Origin of the sequence: Micromonospora endophytica (assembly GCF_003236305.1) — a bacterium.
Classification (GTDB): domain Bacteria; phylum Actinomycetota; class Actinomycetes; order Mycobacteriales; family Micromonosporaceae; genus Micromonospora; species Micromonospora endophytica.
Map to the genome: position 1 here is coordinate 68,515 of NZ_POTX01000003.1, position 18,460 is coordinate 86,974.

General features: G+C 71.7%; 14 protein-coding genes and 1 pseudogene. 6 read left to right on the forward strand and 9 right to left on the reverse strand.

The features are described 5' to 3' along the window. Window positions 1-77 precede the first annotated feature (77 nt). From C1I93_RS01210 to C1I93_RS01220, 3 genes are all read right to left on the reverse strand, one after another. Window positions 78-2,834, reverse strand: a complete 2,757-nt coding sequence (locus C1I93_RS01210) for a helix-turn-helix transcriptional regulator (protein ID WP_212808379.1) — start codon at window positions 2,832-2,834, stop codon at window positions 78-80. A gap of 101 nt (window positions 2,835-2,935) precedes the next feature. Next, on the reverse strand, window positions 2,936-3,907 hold the full coding sequence (locus tag C1I93_RS01215; RefSeq protein WP_111241302.1) for a helix-turn-helix domain-containing protein: 972 nt from the start codon (window positions 3,905-3,907) through the stop codon (window positions 2,936-2,938). Between the two features lie 112 nt (window positions 3,908-4,019). After that, the gene (locus tag C1I93_RS01220) at window positions 4,020-5,801 is read right to left on the reverse strand and encodes an AfsR/SARP family transcriptional regulator (RefSeq protein WP_181444955.1); all 1,782 of its coding nucleotides are present in this window, start codon (window positions 5,799-5,801) and stop codon (window positions 4,020-4,022) included. Between the two features lie 206 nt (window positions 5,802-6,007). On the opposite strand from C1I93_RS01220, the gene C1I93_RS01225 reads away from it, so the two are divergent. The 3 genes and pseudogenes from C1I93_RS01225 to C1I93_RS01235 all read left to right on the forward strand — a co-directional run. Beyond that, window positions 6,008-8,731 (forward strand): helix-turn-helix transcriptional regulator, encoded by a 2,724-nt coding sequence (locus tag C1I93_RS01225; RefSeq protein ID WP_111241304.1) that lies wholly within the window; start codon window positions 6,008-6,010, stop codon window positions 8,729-8,731. Between the two features lie 91 nt (window positions 8,732-8,822). Then, the gene (locus C1I93_RS01230) at window positions 8,823-9,281 is read left to right on the forward strand and encodes a hypothetical protein (protein WP_111241305.1); all 459 of its coding nucleotides are present in this window, start codon (window positions 8,823-8,825) and stop codon (window positions 9,279-9,281) included. Between the two features lie 159 nt (window positions 9,282-9,440). Further along, a pseudogene (locus C1I93_RS01235) lies at window positions 9,441-9,788 on the forward strand (carotenoid biosynthesis protein); the annotation flags it as partial. Here the strand turns inward: C1I93_RS01235 and C1I93_RS01240 are convergent. The 5 genes from C1I93_RS01240 to C1I93_RS01260 form a co-directional block, all read right to left on the reverse strand. Further along, complete coding sequence (locus C1I93_RS01240; protein WP_111241307.1) at window positions 9,775-10,389, reverse strand: sigma-70 family RNA polymerase sigma factor; 615 nt, start codon at window positions 10,387-10,389, stop codon at window positions 9,775-9,777. The pseudogene C1I93_RS01235 and the gene C1I93_RS01240 sit on opposite strands and share 14 nt — an antisense overlap. Before the next feature lie 99 nt (window positions 10,390-10,488). After that, complete coding sequence (locus C1I93_RS01245; RefSeq protein ID WP_111241308.1) at window positions 10,489-11,826, reverse strand: NAD(P)/FAD-dependent oxidoreductase; 1,338 nt, start codon at window positions 11,824-11,826, stop codon at window positions 10,489-10,491. A 70-nt stretch (window positions 11,827-11,896) separates the two neighbouring features. Next, window positions 11,897-12,577 carry an NAD(P)-binding domain-containing protein gene (locus tag C1I93_RS01250; RefSeq protein ID WP_212808383.1) on the reverse strand — a complete coding sequence of 227 codons (681 nt, stop codon included), beginning with the start codon at window positions 12,575-12,577 and terminating at the stop codon, window positions 11,897-11,899. A gap of 27 nt (window positions 12,578-12,604) precedes the next feature. Then, the gene (locus C1I93_RS01255) at window positions 12,605-13,522 is read right to left on the reverse strand and encodes an SDR family NAD(P)-dependent oxidoreductase (protein WP_111241310.1); all 918 of its coding nucleotides are present in this window, start codon (window positions 13,520-13,522) and stop codon (window positions 12,605-12,607) included. Window positions 13,523-13,877: 355 nt separating this feature from the next. Next, a complete protein-coding gene (locus C1I93_RS01260) occupies window positions 13,878-14,897 on the reverse strand; it encodes a DUF4331 family protein (RefSeq protein ID WP_181444957.1) in 1,020 nt (339 codons plus the stop codon). Window positions 14,898-15,155: 258 nt separating this feature from the next. Between C1I93_RS01260 and C1I93_RS31305 the strand changes: the two genes are divergently transcribed. Next, a complete protein-coding gene (locus C1I93_RS31305; RefSeq protein ID WP_181444958.1) occupies window positions 15,156-15,314 on the forward strand; it encodes a hypothetical protein in 159 nt (52 codons plus the stop codon). 426 nt (window positions 15,315-15,740) lie between these two features. On the opposite strand, the gene C1I93_RS01265 is transcribed toward C1I93_RS31305, so the two are convergent. Next, window positions 15,741-16,577, reverse strand: coding sequence for an NAD(P)-dependent oxidoreductase (locus C1I93_RS01265; RefSeq protein WP_111241312.1), 837 nt, complete (start codon window positions 16,575-16,577; stop codon window positions 15,741-15,743). A 306-nt stretch (window positions 16,578-16,883) separates the two neighbouring features. On the opposite strand from C1I93_RS01265, the gene C1I93_RS01270 reads away from it, so the two are divergent. Beyond that, window positions 16,884-17,837 carry an alpha/beta hydrolase gene (locus C1I93_RS01270; protein ID WP_111241313.1) on the forward strand — a complete coding sequence of 318 codons (954 nt, stop codon included), beginning with the start codon at window positions 16,884-16,886 and terminating at the stop codon, window positions 17,835-17,837. Between the two features lie 284 nt (window positions 17,838-18,121). After that, window positions 18,122-18,382, forward strand: a complete 261-nt coding sequence (locus C1I93_RS01275; protein WP_223256385.1) for an NmrA family transcriptional regulator — start codon at window positions 18,122-18,124, stop codon at window positions 18,380-18,382. The last annotated feature ends 78 nt before the right edge of the window (window positions 18,383-18,460 follow it).

The following is an 18,460-nucleotide window of genomic DNA, read 5'->3' on the forward strand; positions in this document are numbered from 1 at the left end:
CGGCCCTGGGTTAGGCGACGAGTCACCAACTCGGCCATGAGGCTCGGGTCCACGGGTGGCGGCGGTCGCCTCGACGGTCAGTCGACCAAACCGGGGCCGCCGGCCAGGACGGCGGCCAACTGCCCCCGATTGGTCACACCCAGGCGCGGGTAGATCCGGTACAGGTGTGAGCCGACCGTCCGGTGCGAGATGAACAGTCGCTCCCCGATCTCCCGGTTGCTCAGCCCCTGTGCGGCCAGCAGCGCGATCTGCATCTCCTGGCTGGACAACTGCTCGCCGAGGTTCGCGTACCGCCGTCCGGTGGACTCGCCGGCGGCCCGCAGCTGACTGCGGGCCGCCTCGGCCCACGGGCGCGCGCCCAGCCGGTCGAACTCGTCGCGGGCTGTCCGCAGCGGGTCGCGGGCCTCGAGGTAGCGCCTTTGCCGGCGTAGCCATCGGCCGTGCTGCAGATGCAGCCGGGCGCGGATCAGCAGGCACCCACCAGGAAGCGTGGTCAATGCCCGGTGGTACCGCCGCTCCGCCTCGTCCTCCGGGGCGAGCACGGCGTCACAGTAAGCTTCCGCCATCCGCATCATCTCCGACGGCAGCCGGCTGGCCAGCTCCGGCAGCTCGGCCAGCAGCTCCCGCGCCCGGTCGATGGTGCCGGCGGCCATGGCGGCGTCGGCCAGGTCGGGCGCGACCAGCCAGCGGCTCACCGAGTGGTGGTGCGGGTCGTGCGGGTCGAACACCCGCGCGAAGATGTCGTACGCCTCGCCGGCGTGCCCGTCGAAGAGCGCGAGCAGTCCGGTGACCTGCTGCGCTATCGCGGCGGCGAACGGCATCCCGAGGAACAGGCTGCTGGTGCGCAGCTCTCGGATCATTCGGCTCGCCGTCCCGCTCTCCCCGCGGGTCACGGCCACCAGCGCGGCCGTGGCGGTGAGGCCGAGCCAGGCGATCGACTCGTCGGTTTCCTGGGCAAGGAGCCGCCCCTCCTCGGACTCGGCGCGAGCCTGTTCGAGTCGGCCCAGATAGAACCGCGGCCAGCTGCCCGCCAGTGCCCGGGCGAGCAGACCGAGCCGCCCCTGTGCCCGCCAGATCGCGGCCGTCTGCGCCAGGTACCGCGAGGCGTGTGTGAAGTCGCCGACGACCATTGCTCCGCTGCCCAGAAAGTGCAGCCGGTAGCCGTCCTGAGGGGCCGGGCCGACCCCGTCGAGCCGCCGGAGCACATCGCGTCCGTGCCGGTACGGCTCGGTGTACAAGCGCACGGTCAGGGTGTGTGGAGCGTCCGGGTCAGGGTTCCATCGGTCCAGCTCAGCCGCGGTCTCGGCGCGCGTCGCCGTGTCACCGTCCTGGAAGAAGCACCGAGCCGCCGCCCGCCACAGAAGGTTCTCGGCGACGTGCCGGTCCCCGGCGTCCATCGCCGCCGCCGCCGTCGCAACCATGCCGTGGATGCGCCGGTGCGGCTCGTCCGGTTCGAACGCGGCGTTGTCGGACACGAGCATGAGTCGACCGTGTTCCACCGGGCCGAGCCCGTGCAGGTCGGCCTGCGCCAGCAGCGCCCTGGTGTGGGCGCGGTCGCTGAGTTGACTGGACAGTTCCGCCGCCCGGATCAGGATGCCGGTCTGTCGGTGCGGGTCGCGTACCAGCCGGGCTGCGCGGCGTAGGGCGGGGACGCTCATGGCGATCTTGCCCCGCACCTGCGCCGCGTCGGCGAAGCGCTCGAGGCGGTCGGCCAGGTCTTCGTCCGGACCGATGGCGGCTTCGGCCTGGTGAGCGAGCTGGCGCTCCGGGTCGTCCGCCAACATGGCGGCCAGGCAACGGTGGACGGCCAACCGGTCGGTGAGCGTGGCCCGCCCGTAGATGGCGGACCGCATCAGCGGATGCCGGAACTCGGGGTGCCCGTCGACCAGGGCCACCAGGCCCGCGTCGGTGGCCTCCTGGAGCGCGTCCAGGGTCACCACCGAGCCGGTGAGCCGGCTGGACACCGTCAGTAGCTGGTCCAGCGGTGCCGTCGGCTCGGCGGCCAGAACCAACAGGAACATCCGGCAGGCCGGGCTGGTCGGATCGGTACGCGCCCCGAACGTGACCTCCAGCCGGCGGGTCAACGGCAGGTGATCGCTCTGCTCGGGCGTGCCGTGCATCGCCTTTGGCAGCTCGACCAGCGCCAACGGATTACCCGCTGCCCGGGCCAGGATGAGCGCCCGGGCCGGGGGCGGCAGGTCCGGCGCGCCGGCGTCGAGCAGTACGGCGGCGGCCGCCGGGTCGAGCGGTTCGACGGTCAGGTCAGCCTGGTCGCCCCAGCGGTACGGCTCTGCGCGGTCGGCCCGCGCCGCACCGACGAGCAGGATGGCATGACCATGGGTGCGTCGCGCGACGAAGGTGAGCACGTCCCGGCTCGGTGTGTCAACCCACTGAAGATCGTCGACTACCAGCAGGACGGGCCGCCGAGCGGCGGCGTCGGCGAGCAGCTCAAGGACCGCCAGGGCGACCTGGTGCACCTCGGGTTGCGTCTGCTCGGCACCGAATGCCGCGCGGATCGCCTGCCGGTGCCCGGGTGGCAACTGCTCGACGGTCCGGTCCAACGGTCGCAGTAGCAGGTGCAGCGCGGCGTACGGGAACCATTGTTCGGTTTCCACCCCGGCCGCAGACAGGACCGTCAGGCCGCCGCCGGTGGCCTCGGCGCGCAGGGATCGTAGGAGGACGGACTTGCCGACCCCGGCGCTGCCGCGCACGAGCAGCGCGGTGCCTTCTCCTGCCGCGGTCTCGACGACCAGGCGACGCATCAACTGCAACTCGGCGTCGCGGCCGATGATCACGGGTATGCCATGGTCAGGACCCCGCATGGCGGTTGTCATGCCGCAACTGTGCCAATCAGGGTTGGGTGAAATGTCGCGATGGTGGCCCGGTGGGCGTCCACTCGAAATGATCGTGCAGCCACGGACAACATTCTGCAGTGTCAGCTGTGACCCTGGTCGTCGCCGCCTGCCACCGCCCGCCAGCCGGTCGGGGTGATGCCGTAGGCCAGCCGGAACCGGCGGCTGAAATGGGCGGGATCGCGGAACCCCCAGCGGTGGGCGATCGCGGCCACGGTGCGGTTCGCGTACGCCGAGCTGGCCAGGTCGGCCTTGGCATTCTCCAGTCGCTGCCCGATGATCCACTGTTCGATGCTGAAGCCGTCGCGGGCGCACACGGAGTAGAGGTGCCGCACCGAGACGTGCAGGGCGGCGGCTATCGCGTCCGGGCCGAGGCCCTCGTCGGCGAGGTGTTGGGCGATGTATGCCCGGACCTGGGTGAGCAGCGTGGCACCCTCGGCTGGCGGATAAGGGCGGTCGGCCGCGGACAGCAGCAATGAGCGTGCCAGCTCGACCGTGGACCGTCCCATTCCTGCCGCCACCTGCGGGTCCAGCCGATCCGGGCTGCGGGTCAGCGCCGTTATGTGGGCGGTCATCAGCTCGTAGAGCGGGCTGCTGGGCAGCGCCGCAGCGGCCCGCCTGATGACGTCCATCGGCAGGTCCAGCTCGTCGATGGGGATCTGCAGCGCACAGCCGGCGTTCCGATGAAACTGGCTGAACCGGTAGGGCGATGTGAGGTCGATGCAGCTGAGCGCGCCCACGGGTACGAGCCGGACGCGGTCGAACTGCTCGTGGTGCCCGACGTTGCGGGTCTGGACGGCGAGTGAGATCATCGGCGTGCATCCCATCCTGGTCTGCCGAGGGCTGCGCACCAGTTGCACGCGGTGGTTGATCCGGGTGCGTAGCGCTTGGACGCGGCCCAGCCTCCAGGTGGCGAGCCGGGCCGACAGCGGCACGCCCGGCCCCGGTGGATCGAGGGTGACGCTGGACGGCACGGTGGCGTCGATGACCACGGATCGGAAGGCGTCGACGCGCTCGGTCACCGCGATGGATTCGGTGTCGAAGACGACTGTCACGGACCGCGACCCCCTCCACCAGCGCTGGCCCTTGCCGCAATTGTCTCCCGGGCCCCGGCCGGACGTCCATCGGCCGGGCGGTGCACCGCGCGGTCGTCAACCGCCGTCGTCGTCACCGCCGCTCCCGCGACGGATGCGGGGCGGAGCCGGGATGCGCCGGCCGACGCTCCCGGACGGCGACCGTATCCCGCCTGGGCGCCCGGAGTCGGGTGGGTCTCGGCGCAGCCTCATGGTGGTCCGTCTCGTACCCGCGGCCGGCGGTGTACGCCCGCAGCTGATCGTGCAGCTCAGCTCCGCCGGACCGGCCGTGGGCACGCTTACGCCCGGCCGGTTCGGCCACAGCCTCCCCGACCCGACGGTGGTCCACGGCGGCGAGGGCGGCGATCGCCGCGAGCGGCAGGTCTGGGCGCGCGGCGGCCCGGGCGGCCACCTTCGCGACGGCCAGCGGCAGCCGACCGCTGCGGATGATGATCTCCTCGACCGCTGTCGGATCCGCGGCGACCCGCGCGCTGCCCAGGCACCGCACCAGATGTTCCCGCGCCTCGTCGGCCGAGGGCAGGGTCAGTGGCAGGGGATGGGCGCCGGCGGTACTGATCAGTCCGATGCTGCGCTGCCGGCTGGTCACGATGGCCAGGCAGCCTGGGGCGCCGGGAAGCAGATGTCGCACCTGCTCGAAGTCCCGGCAGTTGTCCAGCACGATCAGGATCCGGCGGCCGGCGAGAATGCTGCGATAGCGGCCGGCCAGCGCGTGCAGGTCGGTCGGCATCGCCCCCTCCGGAACGCCGAGGGAGCTGAGAAACCCCCGGAGCGCCTCGCCGGGGCTCATCGCCGCCCCCTCCGCGCTGCAACCGCGCAGGTCGGCGTAGAGCTGCCCGTCCGGGTACCGGGAGGCGAGACGGTGCCCCAGCTGAATCGCGAACGTGGTCTTGCCGATGCCCGGCATGCCGTCGATCGCCAGGGCCACGGTGGCCCGCCCCTGCCGCCGGTCCTCGTCGAGTAACAGCTCGGCGCGCGCCAGGACGTCCGCGCGGCCGCTGAAGAAGGGGTGGCCCGGCGGCAGCTGAGCCGGTGTGCAAGGCGGCTCCACCGACCGGATCTCTTCCTTTCCGCCCGCCGACGGATGCCCGCCCCGGTGGATGGTGGCAGCCCTGAACCGCTGGTGCAGCACGCGCTGGTAGGCCTCGCTCAGCTCGTGACTCGGGTCCATTCCGAGCTCGACGCTGAGCCGTTGGCGGATCTCCTGGAAGCTTGCCAGCGCCTCGGCCTGCCGGCCGTCCGCCGCCAGCGCCAGCACCAGGCGGGCCCGTAGTGCCTCGTCGAGCGGATCCCGGTCGATTGCCTGGCGCAGCGCCGGGATCACCCGCCGCACGTCGTCGGTGAGCAGGGCGACATCGGCGGCGTCCCGGACCACCTGGGCCCGCTCGGCGTCGATCGCGGCGAAGGCGGGCTGGCGGCGTAGGTCCGGTGCCAGGCCCGCCGCGCAGGAACCGCGCCACAGGGCCAGCGCCTCGGCGTAGCGCGCGACCGCGTGGCCGGGCTCGTCAGCGCGCCTGGCTTCGGCCGCGAGACGACGGAAGCGGAGCAGGTCGACGCCGTCCTCGTCGACCCGCAGTTGGTAACCAGCCGCCTGCCTGACGAGGTACGCACCGACGGCCCGCACCGGCAGATCCGGTTCGATGATCCGCCGCAGCAGGCCGATGTGCCGATGGATGACATTGGCGGCGCTGGTGGGCGGATCCTGGCCCCAGAGCGTGTCGACCAGCTCGGCGAGGGTGACCACCGATCCGTGGCGGACCAGCAGCAGTGCGAGCACGAGTCGCTGCTGACGACCACCGAGATCAACTTCGACGTCACCACGCCGGGCACCGACCGGGCCGAGGATAGTGAAACGCACAACTGTCACACTCCTTTCATCCCGCGAAAGGGGCCAACCGGCCGACCTTCGCTGAGGCGATCGACGCCGTCCCGCGCCCACTACGAGACTGGCCGTCGCCGGCACCCAGGTCATCAGTCGCGCGACTGCGTCGGCGGCGAGCGTGACTCAAATGGCTAGGTCACCGACGGTCCGTTCGCGGGTGCCGGTGCTTGTAAGGTCGGCACGTGACCGACCTCCTGCCGGGCCGCGACGAGGAGCTCGCGAGGCTGCACGCGCTGATCCGCAACGGTGTGGCGGGCCGTGGCGGCGCGTTGCTACTGCGGGGGCCGGCCGGCATCGGAAAGACGGCGCTGTTGGGTCGTGCCGTCGAGGCGGCGCTGGCCGCCGGTGCCCGCGTGCTGACCGGGTCGGGCGCGCAAGCCGAGTACGCGCTCGGTCACTCGATGCTCGGTCAGTTGCTCGGCCCCGTGGCAGCCGAGGCCGCCCGGTTCGCCATCCTCGAAGACCTGCTGCGGGACGCCGGCAGCGCGGCGGCACCGTACGCGGTCGCGCGGGCCACGCTGGAACTCACCACCACCCTTGCCGAGCAGGCGCCGGTGGTGCTCGTGGTCGACGACCTGCATCATGCGGACCCGACCTCCACCGTCGTGCTGTCCTTCGTCGGCCGGCGGATCGCCTCGGATCCCGTCGTCCTCATCGGTGCGTACCGGGACGATTCAGAAAGCCACCCAGCGTTTGCCGCCGACATACCCACGATCGCGCTGCCGCCGCTGGATCCTTCGGCGGCGGACCGGATCCTGCGAGCGCACGCGCCGCACCTCAATGCCGCGGGACGGCATCGCATTCTGCGGGAGTCCGGCGGAAACCCGCTCGCGCTGGCCGAACTGGCCCGGACCCCCGACCGTTCGCCCTCGTCGACGGCCCCCGACGAGGTGCCGCTCACCGAGCGGTTGACGCAGACCTTCGCCGCGCGGGCCGCGGCGCTGCCCACACCCACCCGGCAGGCCCTCGTCGTGGCGGCCCTGGGGGACGGCGGCCTGGACGAGGTGCTGACCGCCGCCAGCGCGGTGGCGGGCCACCCAGTGGACCAGTCGGACCTGGAAGCCGCCGCGGCGGCCAGGATCATCGAACCCCTCGATGCCAGACAGCCGGTGCGGTTCCGGCACCCCCTGATCCGGTCCGCGATCAGCCAGACAGCCGACGCCCAGGTGCGCCGGTCATGTCACCGTGCGCTGGCCACGCTGACCGCCGACCGCCCGGAACGGCGCGCCTGGCACCGGGCGGCCGCAGCCGACGAACCTGACGAACGAATCGCCACGGACCTGGAGAACGCGGCCCACCCGATGCGCGACCGGGGCAGCGGCGCCGTCGCGCACCGGATGTTCCTGCGCGCCGCCGAGCTCACCGTGGCACCGGACCGGCGGCAGCGGCGACTGATGGCCGCGCTCGTCGCCGCCGCTGACCTGGGCGACGCGCAGGAGGTGGGACGCCTCTTCCGGCTCATCGAACCGAGTCGGCTGGACGCCCCGTCCCGGCTGCTCCTCACGCTGTTGCGGGGCAGTTACCTCGAGGGCGGCTGGGGCACCGAAGCGGAGGTGTCGATTATGACCGAGACGGCTGCGGCCGTCGCCACCGACTACGAGCAGGCCCTGGTCAGCATCGGGGAGGTCGCCACGCGCTTCTACTGGTCGGGTGACCTCAGCGACCCGCTGCGCGCGGCGCTGGCGGACATCGTCGACCGGCTGCCGATACCGGCGGACGATCCGCGACGACTGCATGCCGAGGCGATGTTGAAGCCGGTCGAGCGCGGGGCGTCGGTGTTACGGCGGCTGCGCGGCGTCGACACGTCGGCGCTCGGCCCCGTCGGCCTCTATCAGGTCGGCCTCGCGGCTCAGGTCGCCGGCGACCTGAGCCTCTCGCTTCGCCTGCAGGCCAGGGCGATCGCCGCCCTGCGTGACTCCGGGCAGCTGACCCTGCTGGTGCACCTGCTCACCTCGCAGAGCCTCGCGGCGCTGCTGCTCGGAGACGCACGCCTGGCCGCGGCCTGCGCCGATGAAGCAACCCGGCTGGCACCGGACACCGGCCAGCCGTTGTCCGTTCCGGTGGGGCAGATACTGGGCGCTGCGGCGGCGGGGCTGCGCGGCGACGTCGCCGCCGCCGAGACCCTGGCCGCCGAGGCGGAGCAGATCCTGATGCCGCTGGACGCCGTCGAGGTGCTGATCCTCGTGCGGCTCGCGCGCGGGATCACGGCGCTCGGTGGCAAGCGCCCCGAGGAGGCGTACGAGCAGCTACGGGCGATCTGCACGGCCGGCGCGCCCGGCTTCCACGTTCACTTCCGGCTCTTTCTCGTCGAGTACCTTGCTGAGGCCGCTGTCCGGGCGGGCCGGCACGAGGAACTCGACGCCCTGGTCCGGGAGTTGGCCCCGGTGGCCGAGCAGTCAGGATTTCCCGCGCTGGTGGCCGGCCTGCGCTACGCCGCCGCCGTCCGCGCCGACGACGAACGGGCCGACGAGGCGTTCCACCAGGCCCTCAGCGCGGACGAAGTCGGTGCGGCTGGTCGGGCGCACCTGCAGTTGGCGTACGGACGGTCGCTACGCCGGCGGCGCCGGCTGCCGGAGAGCCGGCAGCAGCTGCGGGCCGCGATGCGGACCTATGACGCACTCGGTCTGGGGCCGTGGAGCGAACTCGCCCGCGCGCAGTTGCGGGCCTCCGGTGAACGTGTCGCCGCCCCCCAGGCCGGCGGGGTCGACCGGCTTACCCCCCAGGAGATGCAGATCGCCGCGCTCGCTGCCCAAGGCTTCACCAACCGCGACATCGGCCAGCGGTTGTACCTGTCGCCTCGAACGATCGGTTCACACCTCTACCGCGTCTTTCCCAAGCTGGGTATCACCTCACGTACCGAGTTGGCGCAGGTGCTCGGCGCCACGGTCGCCGAGTTCAGCCGGTAGGCCGGCGCGCCACGGCGTCAGCCCTGGAGGTCGCCCGCCGACCGCGGGCGCCGCGGAGTAACAGATGCGCGGACCCTGGCGTCTTGACGGCATGACCACTCCATCTTCCGGTGCTTCCGTCCTCGCCAAGCGGAAATGGCTGCGCGGCGGGCTGTTCACGTTGTCCGGCCTGCAGACCCTCGTCTCCGTCTGGCAGTACGCGTTCCCACGCTCCTTCTACGACGACTTCCCCACGGTGCAGCTCGATCCGCCGTACAACGAGCATCTGGTGTCCGATGTCGGCGGCCTGGGCCTGGCGCTGGCCGCCGTGCTCTTCCTCGCCGCCCGGGCCCTCCAGCACACGGTCGTCACGGCGGCGCTCACCGGCTACCTGGTCTACGCGGGCGCGCATTTCCTCTACCACGTCACGCACTTCGCCCACTTCTCGCCGGAGGCAGCGCTGGGCGTCGGTACCGGACTGGGTGTCGAGGTCGTCCTGGCGATCTCGTTGCTCTATCTCGCGCGGCAGGCGGAGCCCGGCGCCACGGCGAGCGCTCGGCGGTCGGCATGAGATCCCGCTGGTCCGCGGTCACCTGGGCCCTGGCCGGCCTCGCGGCGGTGCTGGCGCTGGCGCTGCCGCTCGTCACCACCGGCAGAGCGGCCATTCTCCCGGTGCTGTTGCTGGCGGCACCGGTGGCGTTGATCGACGGGGTCCGCCGGTACGGCTGGATGGCTGTTCTTCCTCGTCGAGACGCTGGTGATCAGCAACGTCTACGAGAACCTCAGTGTGGAGACCGGCTTCCCGTTCGGCCACTACCACTACACCGGGGGGCCGCAATTGGTCCACGTACCGATCTACATCGGCCCGGTGTACGTGGGCCTAGGCTATCTCTGCTGGCGCCTCGCCGGGCTGATCCTCGCCGGCCGCCGGCTGACAGATGCCGGCGGGAAGTCGCCACCAGACACCTCGTCGGCCGTCGACCTCGCGCCGAACGGTGTGGTGATGTGCATGGCTGCCTGCTGTCCGGTGGGTGGCGCACCGAGGTGGCGGGGCCGGACACCGCCTACTTCTCGGTGAGGGCGACCAGCGCGGTCATGTCACCGGTCCGCGACGCGTGCAGGAACGCGGTCAGCAACTTCGATCGCTGGTCCGGCGTACGGGGCGGCACGGCGCAGTCGCGCGCGGCCGCCAAGCGCGACCGGGCCCGATAGGTGAGCTGCCGGGCATACCCGTCGGTGCGGTCAAGGGCGGTGCCGATCTGTCGGTACGGCCACCCGAACGCCTCCCGCAGGAGGTAGGCGACCTGCTCCAGCGGCGTCAGCAGGCTCGCGAGCAAGGCGACGGCGGTACGCACGTCCTCGGCGCGTTCGGCGAGGCGGGCGGGATCCTCGTCCGGTACCGGCAGGTTCTCCAGCCAGTCGCCGGCTGGCACGGACGGCCGCCGCCGGGCCGAGCGGATCGCACTGATCGACAACCGGCACGTCGTGAGGGAGAGGAAGGCCGGCGGATTGTCCACGATGCTGCGGTCGACACGCTGCCACCGCAGCCACGCGTCCTGCACGATGTCCTCGGCGTCGGCGTGACGTCCGGCGATGTGCTGCGCGATGGCCAGCAGTCGAGCCCGTGCGGCGAGGAACTCGGGGAGACCGTCCGACCGGACCGGTGTTTCGGTGGACATGTCGGGGCACCTTCCGTGGCGGGCGATCGGTGCGTCCGACGCTAGGCAGCGGCAGTGCGCTGGCAGTGCCGTCCGAGTGTCGACCGCCCGCGGCCGGGCTCAGGCGTGTTCTCCGGCTCTCGCCCGCTGCCGCAGGGCGTCGCGGGCGGCAACCTGTTGCGCGGTGATGACGGCCTCCGAGCGGGATCGGCCCAGGAAACTGACCGCCCAACGCAGCAGCACGGTCGTCTTGTTGCGCAGGCCGTACAGGTACCAGACGTGCACGCCGTGCCAGATCAGCCACCCGGTGACGCCAGCCAGCCGGACGCGGCCGAGGTCGGCGATCGCGAAGAAGCGGGACACTGCGGCCAGGTTGCCCTTGTCGAAGTAGGCGAACGGCTTCCCGGCACGCGCACCGGCGCCGGTCAGACGGTGGGCGATCCGGCGTCCCGCGTACCGGCCGCCCTGGATGGCGACCTGGGCGACGCCGGGCAGGTGGTCCAGGCTCATGGCCTCGCCCAGCACGAAGATCTCGGGATGCCCGGGCACCGTGAGGTCCGGCTCGACGAGGATCCGACCGACCCGGTCGGTCGGGGCGCCGGTGGCCGCCGCGAGGCGCGCGGCCAGGCCGGTTCCGGACACGCCGGCGGCCCAGATCTTGGTCATGGCGTCCAGTGACCGCATACCGTCCGCCGTCTCGTATGCGACGTGGAGCGCGTCGAGGCCGACCACCCGCGCGCCGAGGCGGACATCCACTCCGATAGCGCGCAGGCGGCGCTCAGCCTTGGCCGATAGCCGCGGATCGAACGTCGGCAGGACGCGGTCGACGGCGTCGAGCAGGACGATCCGGGCCTGCCGGGGATCGACGCGGCGGTACTGGCCCGGCAGGACGCGGTGGGCGATCTCGGCGATCTGGCCTGCCATCTCCACGCCGGTGGGCCCGCCGCCCACCACCGCGAAGGTGAGCCAGTGCTCCCGCTCGGCGGCATCGGCGGCGAGTTCGGCCATCTCGAAGGCGCCGAAGACTCGCCCACGAATTTCCAGCGCGTCGTCGACGCTCTTGAGGCCGGGCGCGTACGGGGCGAACTCGTCGTGACCGAAGTACGACTGGGTGGCGCCCGCGGCGACGATCAGCGTGTCGTAGGGCAGAACATGGGCCGAGGCGCCGTCACCCGCCTGTGCGGTGACCGTGCGGCCACGTGGGTCCAGGTCCGTCACCGTGCCGAGGACGAAGCTGAGGTTCTTCTGGCGCCTGACCGCCTCCCGCACGGACACCGCCACCTCGCCGGGGGAGAGGATGCCCGCGGCCACCTGATAGATCAGCGGCTCGAAGATGTGGTGGTTGGTGTTGTTGATCAGCGTCACGTCGACCGGTGCCCGCTTCAGGGCCCGAGCGGCGTACAACCCGCCGAACCCGGCGCCGACGATCACTACCCGGTGCCTCGCCTTACCCGTCATCCTGTTTCCTCCTCCGACGGCGGGTGGTGGACGGACCACCCACCACCCGCGTGTGATGTCCCCGGCCCGATCAGCCGTTGCGGCGGGCGGCCCTCTCGATGAACGACGCGGTGATCTCCGGCTGGGAGTAGAACACCGCGTGCGAGGCGCCCCTGACCGCCCACGTAGCACCCTTCGCCCGGTCGGCCATGAAGTACTGCACCGCCGCCGGAATGTTGCGGTCCCCGGTCGGCACCAGGAAGTGGCTGGGAATGGTCTGCCAGGCATGCGGGCCGGCGGCGTTCTTGAGGTTGCTCATCGTCATCGCGTTGTTCAGCAGCTTGGTCAGCTGGCCGGTGCCGACCGGTCCCATCCGCACGACGGTGCGGGAGAACGTCTCGAAGATCGGCCGGCACCGCTCGTACGCTGCCGCCTCGCCTCCGACGAAGGTGGTCAGGGTTCGCGCCCGAGCCCCCGGGTCGCCGGTGCCGTGGTTGACCACGACGGTTCCGGGCCGTAGCCCGTCCAGCAGCTTCCGTTGGTCGAGCAGGTCGGCGATGTCATCGTCGTCGTCGCGTAGGCAGAGCAGCAGGACGTCCACTGCCGAGGCCAGACTCGCGACGCTGTCGTGCGCGTTGTACGGCGTGCCCTCCAGGATGGTCAGCGACGCCGGACGGCGAGCCCATAGGTGCAGCTCGTACCCGCCGTCGGCGACGGCCCGGGCCATCGGCGCGCCTTGGTCACCGAGCCCGATGAATCCCACGTTCGTCATTGTCATCCCCCTTCCGTGAGGGGCGGTTCAGCCGACCAGCTTCAGCGCCACGTCCCACAGCCGATCGGCGTTTCCCGGATCGAGCGCGTAGTCCGCCACGCCCCGGTGGTCGGCGAGGCGCTCGGTGACCACCGGCGCCTCGGCGCAGTCGTCGAAGTACCGGCCGCCGACGTGGTTGAGCAGCGGTGAGGCAGCCAGCAGCACCGAGGTGGCGGCGCCCTGCTGCGGCGTCTTACGCCGCTCCGGCGGTGTCCGCAACCCGCCGGTGTGCTTCTGCAGGCCGGTGGCGATCGCCCCCGGGTTCAACGCGTTGGCGTAGATGCCGTCGTCCGCCCAGCGGCGCGTCGCGGCCACCGCCAGCAGGACGTTCGCGGTCTTCGACTGGGCGTACGCGGTCAGCGGGTCGTAGGGCCGGAACAGGTAGTGCAGGTCGTCGAAGACCACCGGGCAGAACAGGTGTCCGGTGGAGGCCACCGACACCACGCGGGCGCCCCGCGCGGCGGCCAACGCGTCGTGCAACCCGACGGTCAGGGCGAAATGCCCCATGAAGTTCGTGGCGAACTGCATCTCCCAACCCTGCGGGCTGCGTTCCAGTTCGGGCAGAGCCATGATCCCGGCGTTGTTGACCAGGACGTGCAGCGGCTGGTTCCATCCGGCCACGAACTGGCGTACAGAATCCTGGTCGGCCAGGTCCAGCTCACGGACGGTCACCCCGGCGTTGCCGGTGCTGGCGGTGATGTCGGCGGCGGCCTGCGCACCGGCGACGGGCCGCCGTACGGCCAGCACGACCTCCGCGCCGGCACCCGCCAGGGCCCGGGCGGTTTCGATGCCGATTCCCGCCGCACCACCGGTGACGAGCGCACGCCGGCCGGTGAGGTCCACCCCCTCGACGACCTCGGCGGCGGTCGAGGCGAAGCCGAACGGGGTATCGATTCGCTGCGTCATGTCGCTCCTCAGGCGTTGACTGCTGATGTTCACCACCGTGCCGGGCCGCCCGGCAGTCAGCCGGAGTTTCCGCTTCTCGGGGTAATGCGAGGACCAGGCATACGAGTGGCACCTACGATGATCGGGTGACCAAGGCCGGCCGGCTCGGCGAATATCCGCGCGCCCGACGGGAGCTGATCGGCCCGGCGGACGTGGGTCTCCCGGTCCGGCGGTGAGGTCCGGACGTTCCACCACCCGAGAGCCGGCGAGCTGCGTCTGCGGTACGAGAAGCCCGCCATCACCGCATCCGCGGCGGCCCTGGCGAGCTATGGCCCGCGTCGCCGACCCGGAGGCATGACCCCGCGACCTGCGCGCCTCACCCCGGGACCACGTACGGGAACGTGGCGCTGCGGACGTCCTCGGTCAGTCCGGCCGGTAGACCGGTGCCCACTGCCGAATTGGTGACCAGCGAGAACATCACCTCCGGCGCGTTGTCGCCGAGCCCGCGACCGTTGATGTCGGTGAAACCGAACACCGCGGGCGTGCCGACCTGGTACGGAAGGGTGTCGGGCAGGATGCGTCGCACCACGTCGAGGGCATAGGCCTCCGGACGGGCGGTGGTGCCGAGCCGCCGGACGGCCGCGGCGACCTGACTCCGTATCGATGAGGAGTAGCTTGCCCAGTCGTTCGCGGGATGGGTTTCGTTCGCGGCGCTGGCCGCCTCGCTGTCGGCGTCACGGAACAGCGGCCAGATCATCGGCATGCCGGCCCGGCTCGTCTGCCGCCAACCACCCGCGTCGGTGGCGAGCCGGGTCGTGCTCCACACCCGGATCATCCGATCGTCGAACAGGTGCGAATCGTGGTGCGGAACCCGCAGCACGATGCTCTGCACCGTGGAGCCCGCAAACGTGTTGGTCGCCGTCCCGGGTAGGAAACCCGTGATCGGTGCGTCCTTGCCGTGGATCGTGAGTTGATCCACCGCCGCGAGTTGACCGAGGTCCAGGAAGAAGGTCTCGGCGGCCCGGCCGGCCCACACCCGCACACCACCGGCGCCCATGTTCTGCTGCCCGGTGCGGCACCGGGCGATCTCCGCTCCCACGGCGCCGTCGTCAGCCGCGTCGTCCCCCTCCAGCCGGAACACTCGAAACGTCTGGTCGTCCACGCCGCCGGCGTCGAAGACGAAGCGGAACGCCAGATTCTCCACCGGTGAACCGTCCAGGTGAATCCGGATCTCGTAGCGCGCCTCGTCGTGAAAGCCCACGGCCGCGCCCCCGGCCAGCGACGTCCGCGTGTTCACCACGAAGGCGGTCGCGTCCAGGTCGTCGAAGACGTATTGATCGGTGATGTTGAGCCGAGGATCCCGTCGAGCTGCCGGCGAGTCGAGGTGATGTGACATGTGCATCCCATTCCTGTGAAAGCCCCGAAAGGCAGAACCTGCACCGTCATCACGGTAGGAAGCGCCAGTGCGCGTTCACTGACGGAGCAGTGACGGTCCACGGCCCACCCGCGGCACTTCGTCGCACCCAGCCACGCGTCCGGCCGCGTACGCCGCGGAGCGGCTGTTACCTGACGTACCGAGCTCGCCAGCGATGCCCCCACCCCACCCAGATGGCAGCGGTGCTGGGGCGGGAGATGCGCCCATGGGCGGGTACCGTTGGCTGAGATCGGCAATCCGGATATGCACGCGATCTTGGCGTTCCTCAATGGGCCTGGCTACCAGGTCGACATCGACGTGCTGCATGCCGACCATCCCGAGATCGCTTGGATCAGCTTCGTCGAGTGGGCGCACCACACGTTCGGAGCCATTCCGTGAACACTGCTGACGGCGGGCGTCGCCAGTGACGCCGCCTACGTGGAGGCGCTGCTCGACGGCAGTGCGTGCCCCGCCGCCGGAGACCGGCGACGGGCACACACTGGAGCCGGCCTGTCAGCTGGCGTAGAGGAACGGCGGCTTCGCAGTCGCATCAGCGAACTGCTGGGCGGCCGGTCCAGCACGATTTCCGACATTTTCGGTCTCCACTTCTGAGGTGCGGCTACGGGGCGCCGCCGGCGGCGCGGAAAACGCCCCGGTGCTGACGCGGGACAGCCCGACTCGATGGCGTGGCAGCATGTGCCTGACACCTACCCGTCGTTCCACCGGGTCGTGGAGACCGCGCTGGAGGCCCTCGGGTGACAGCGCCGCCATGACCCGTACGGCACGCCGGCGGCCGGGCAGCACCCGCTGCCCGGCCGCCGACCGTCACCCCGCCAGGCGACGAACGAGGCCCGGCAGCGCCTCCGCGCCGGCGATCGCCCGCTCGGTGAGCTCGTCGCCGCCGCCGAGCCCGGCGACGGCCCTACGGTGGAGGTCGACGTCGACGAGTTGGAGCCGCCTGAGGCGCTCGGCGTTCTCCGTGGTGACCGTGCGGCCCAGCGACTGGAGGGCGACACTGGACCCGTTGCCCGCGCGGACGACGTCCACCAGGGCGGGCAGGTCGACACCGAGTCGTCCGGCGACCTCGAACAACTCGGCGAGGTTCTGCTGGTTGGCCATCAGCAGCGTGTGGTCCAGCAGCCTTCCGAGCTGGCCGGCCCCGGGACCGCCGAGGTGGGCGACGGTCGTGGCGAAGGAGAGCAGGAGCGGACGTACGTAGGTGAACACGTCGGCGTCCCCGCCGACCGTGATGGTCAACCGCTTCCCGACCGCCGCGGCGTGTCCGCCGCTGACCGGCGCGTCGAGCACCTCGACCCGGTGGGCCGAGGCGATCTCACTCAGCTCGGCCGCGAACGCCGGCAGTCCGGTGCCGTGGTTGACGAGCACCGCCCCGGGTTCGAGGGACGCCAGCAACCCCCCGGTCGTGGCGACCTCGCGTACGTCCGGATCGTCGTCGAGGCAGACCGCGACGATGTCACACACCGCGCCCAGGTCGGCGACGGTGTCGTGGGCGGTGAAGGGGAGACCGGCAAGGGCGGTCAGCGACGCTTCCCGGCGGGCCCAGAGGTGCAGGGGATAGCCGGCTTCGGCGACCGCGCGGGCCATCGGCGCACCCAGGTCACCGAGGCCGATCCAACCGACCTCCGGTCGTAGCTCAAGCACGGGACCTCTCCCTTCCGCAGCGGGCGACGGTCGCCTCGTCGCCGGCCGTCGACGGCGTGGTGATGCGCATGGCTGTCTCCTGTCTGGTCGGTGTGGGTCCCGGCGCAGTCGGGACCGGCACGATCACCCTGCGCTCACGCGATGCCGGACCAGTGCCGCACGAGTGCTGTCCGGCCTCGGCCACGCCGAGCGGGCCGTCGGCGCCGGCGACCGCGGAAGTGTTCACGCACTTGAACCGCACTGGGTCGGCACTGCTCGTGCCTAGCGTGGCCGACGACAGCCCACGACGAACCTGGAGGATGTGTGATGGCGGAGATCGTGCTGGAGCCCGCGGCTCAGGAATTCGCGGCGGAGACGGCGAAGCCCCCGCTGCTGTACGAGTTGACCCCGGTCGAGGCGCGCAAGGTGCTCGACGACGTTCAGGCGGGCCCGGTCGACGCGCCCGCGGTGGATGAGAGGTGGGTGACGGTGCCCGCCGCCGTGGGCGACGTCCGGGTGCGGATCGTCCGGCCGCGGGGCAGCACCGGCACCCTGCCCGTGGTGGTGTACGTGCACGGCGGCGGCTGGGTGCTCGGCAACGCCGGCACGCACGACCGCCTGGTACGGGAGATCTCCGCCGGTGTCGGCGCGGCGGTGGTGTTCGTCGAGTACACCCCGTCGCCCGACGCGCACTATCCGGTGGCGATCGAGCAGGTCTACGCCGCGGCGCGGTGGGTGACGGAGAAGGGCGCCGATGAAGGGCTCGACGCCGCCCGGATGGCGATCGCCGGTGACTCGGTCGGCGGCAACATGACCGCGGCGGTCACCATCCTGGCCAAGCGGCGCGGCGACGTGAGCTTCGTGCACCAGTCGATGTACTACCCGGTGACCGATGCACGGCAGGACACCGAGTCGTACCAGCTGTTCCGGGACGGCCCGTTCCTGACGGCGAAGGGCATGGCCTGGTTCTGGGACAACTACGCTCCGGACACGTCGGTGCGCTCGGAGATCACCGCCTCGCCGAACCTCGCGTCCCCGCAGGATCTGCGGGGACTGCCCCCGGCCTACCTCTGCGTGGACGAGGCCGACGTGCTGCGTGACGAGGGCGAGGCGTACGCGGCCAAGCTGCGCGCCGCGGGCGTGCCGATCACGACCGTCCGGTACGACGGCATCTGCCACGACTTCATGATGCTCAACCCGCTGAAGGACACCCACGCGGCGAGGGGCGCGACGGCGCAGGCGATCGCCGTCCTTCGGCAGGCGCTCGGCACCACGGCCTGACCTGTCGTCCGGGGACCGAGGTGCCCTCCCGGTCCCCGGACGACAGGACCACTCCGATCATCGTGAGAGGTGGATCATGACGGTTGACGAGCGCCGAGGACGGGTGTCACCGGCATACGCCGGCCCGCCAGCCGGCTGCCCGCGACGGTGGACCCTCCGGGCCTGGACGCACTGCCTCGCCCGGTGGCCATGGTGGTGAGCGGCGGCGGCGTGCTCGGCGCGGCGCACGCGGGCGCCGGACACGCGCTGGAATCGTGCGGCTGCCTGCCACGCCGGTGCAGCCGATGGCGTCGGCCGACGTGGCGAAGGCGGTGGCCCGGGTGGCGGTCGGCGCGCCGCGTAACGGCATCCAGAACGTCGCCGGCCCCGAGGTGCTCCGGCTCGACGAGTGGGGCAGGGTGGCCTTGGCCGCAACGGGGGACACCCGTACGGTCGTGGTCGACCCCACCGCCGGGATCTTCGGTGTGGTGCGGGGAGATGTGCTGACTGCCCCGCGGGACGCGGTACTCGCCACCACCAGCTACCGGGAGTGGCTTGCCCGCTGACAGCCAGGCCCGGCGGCCGGCACCCGACGGGGTGCCGGCCGCCGGCCGGGTCGGCCGGTGCGGCTCAGCCGGCCGACC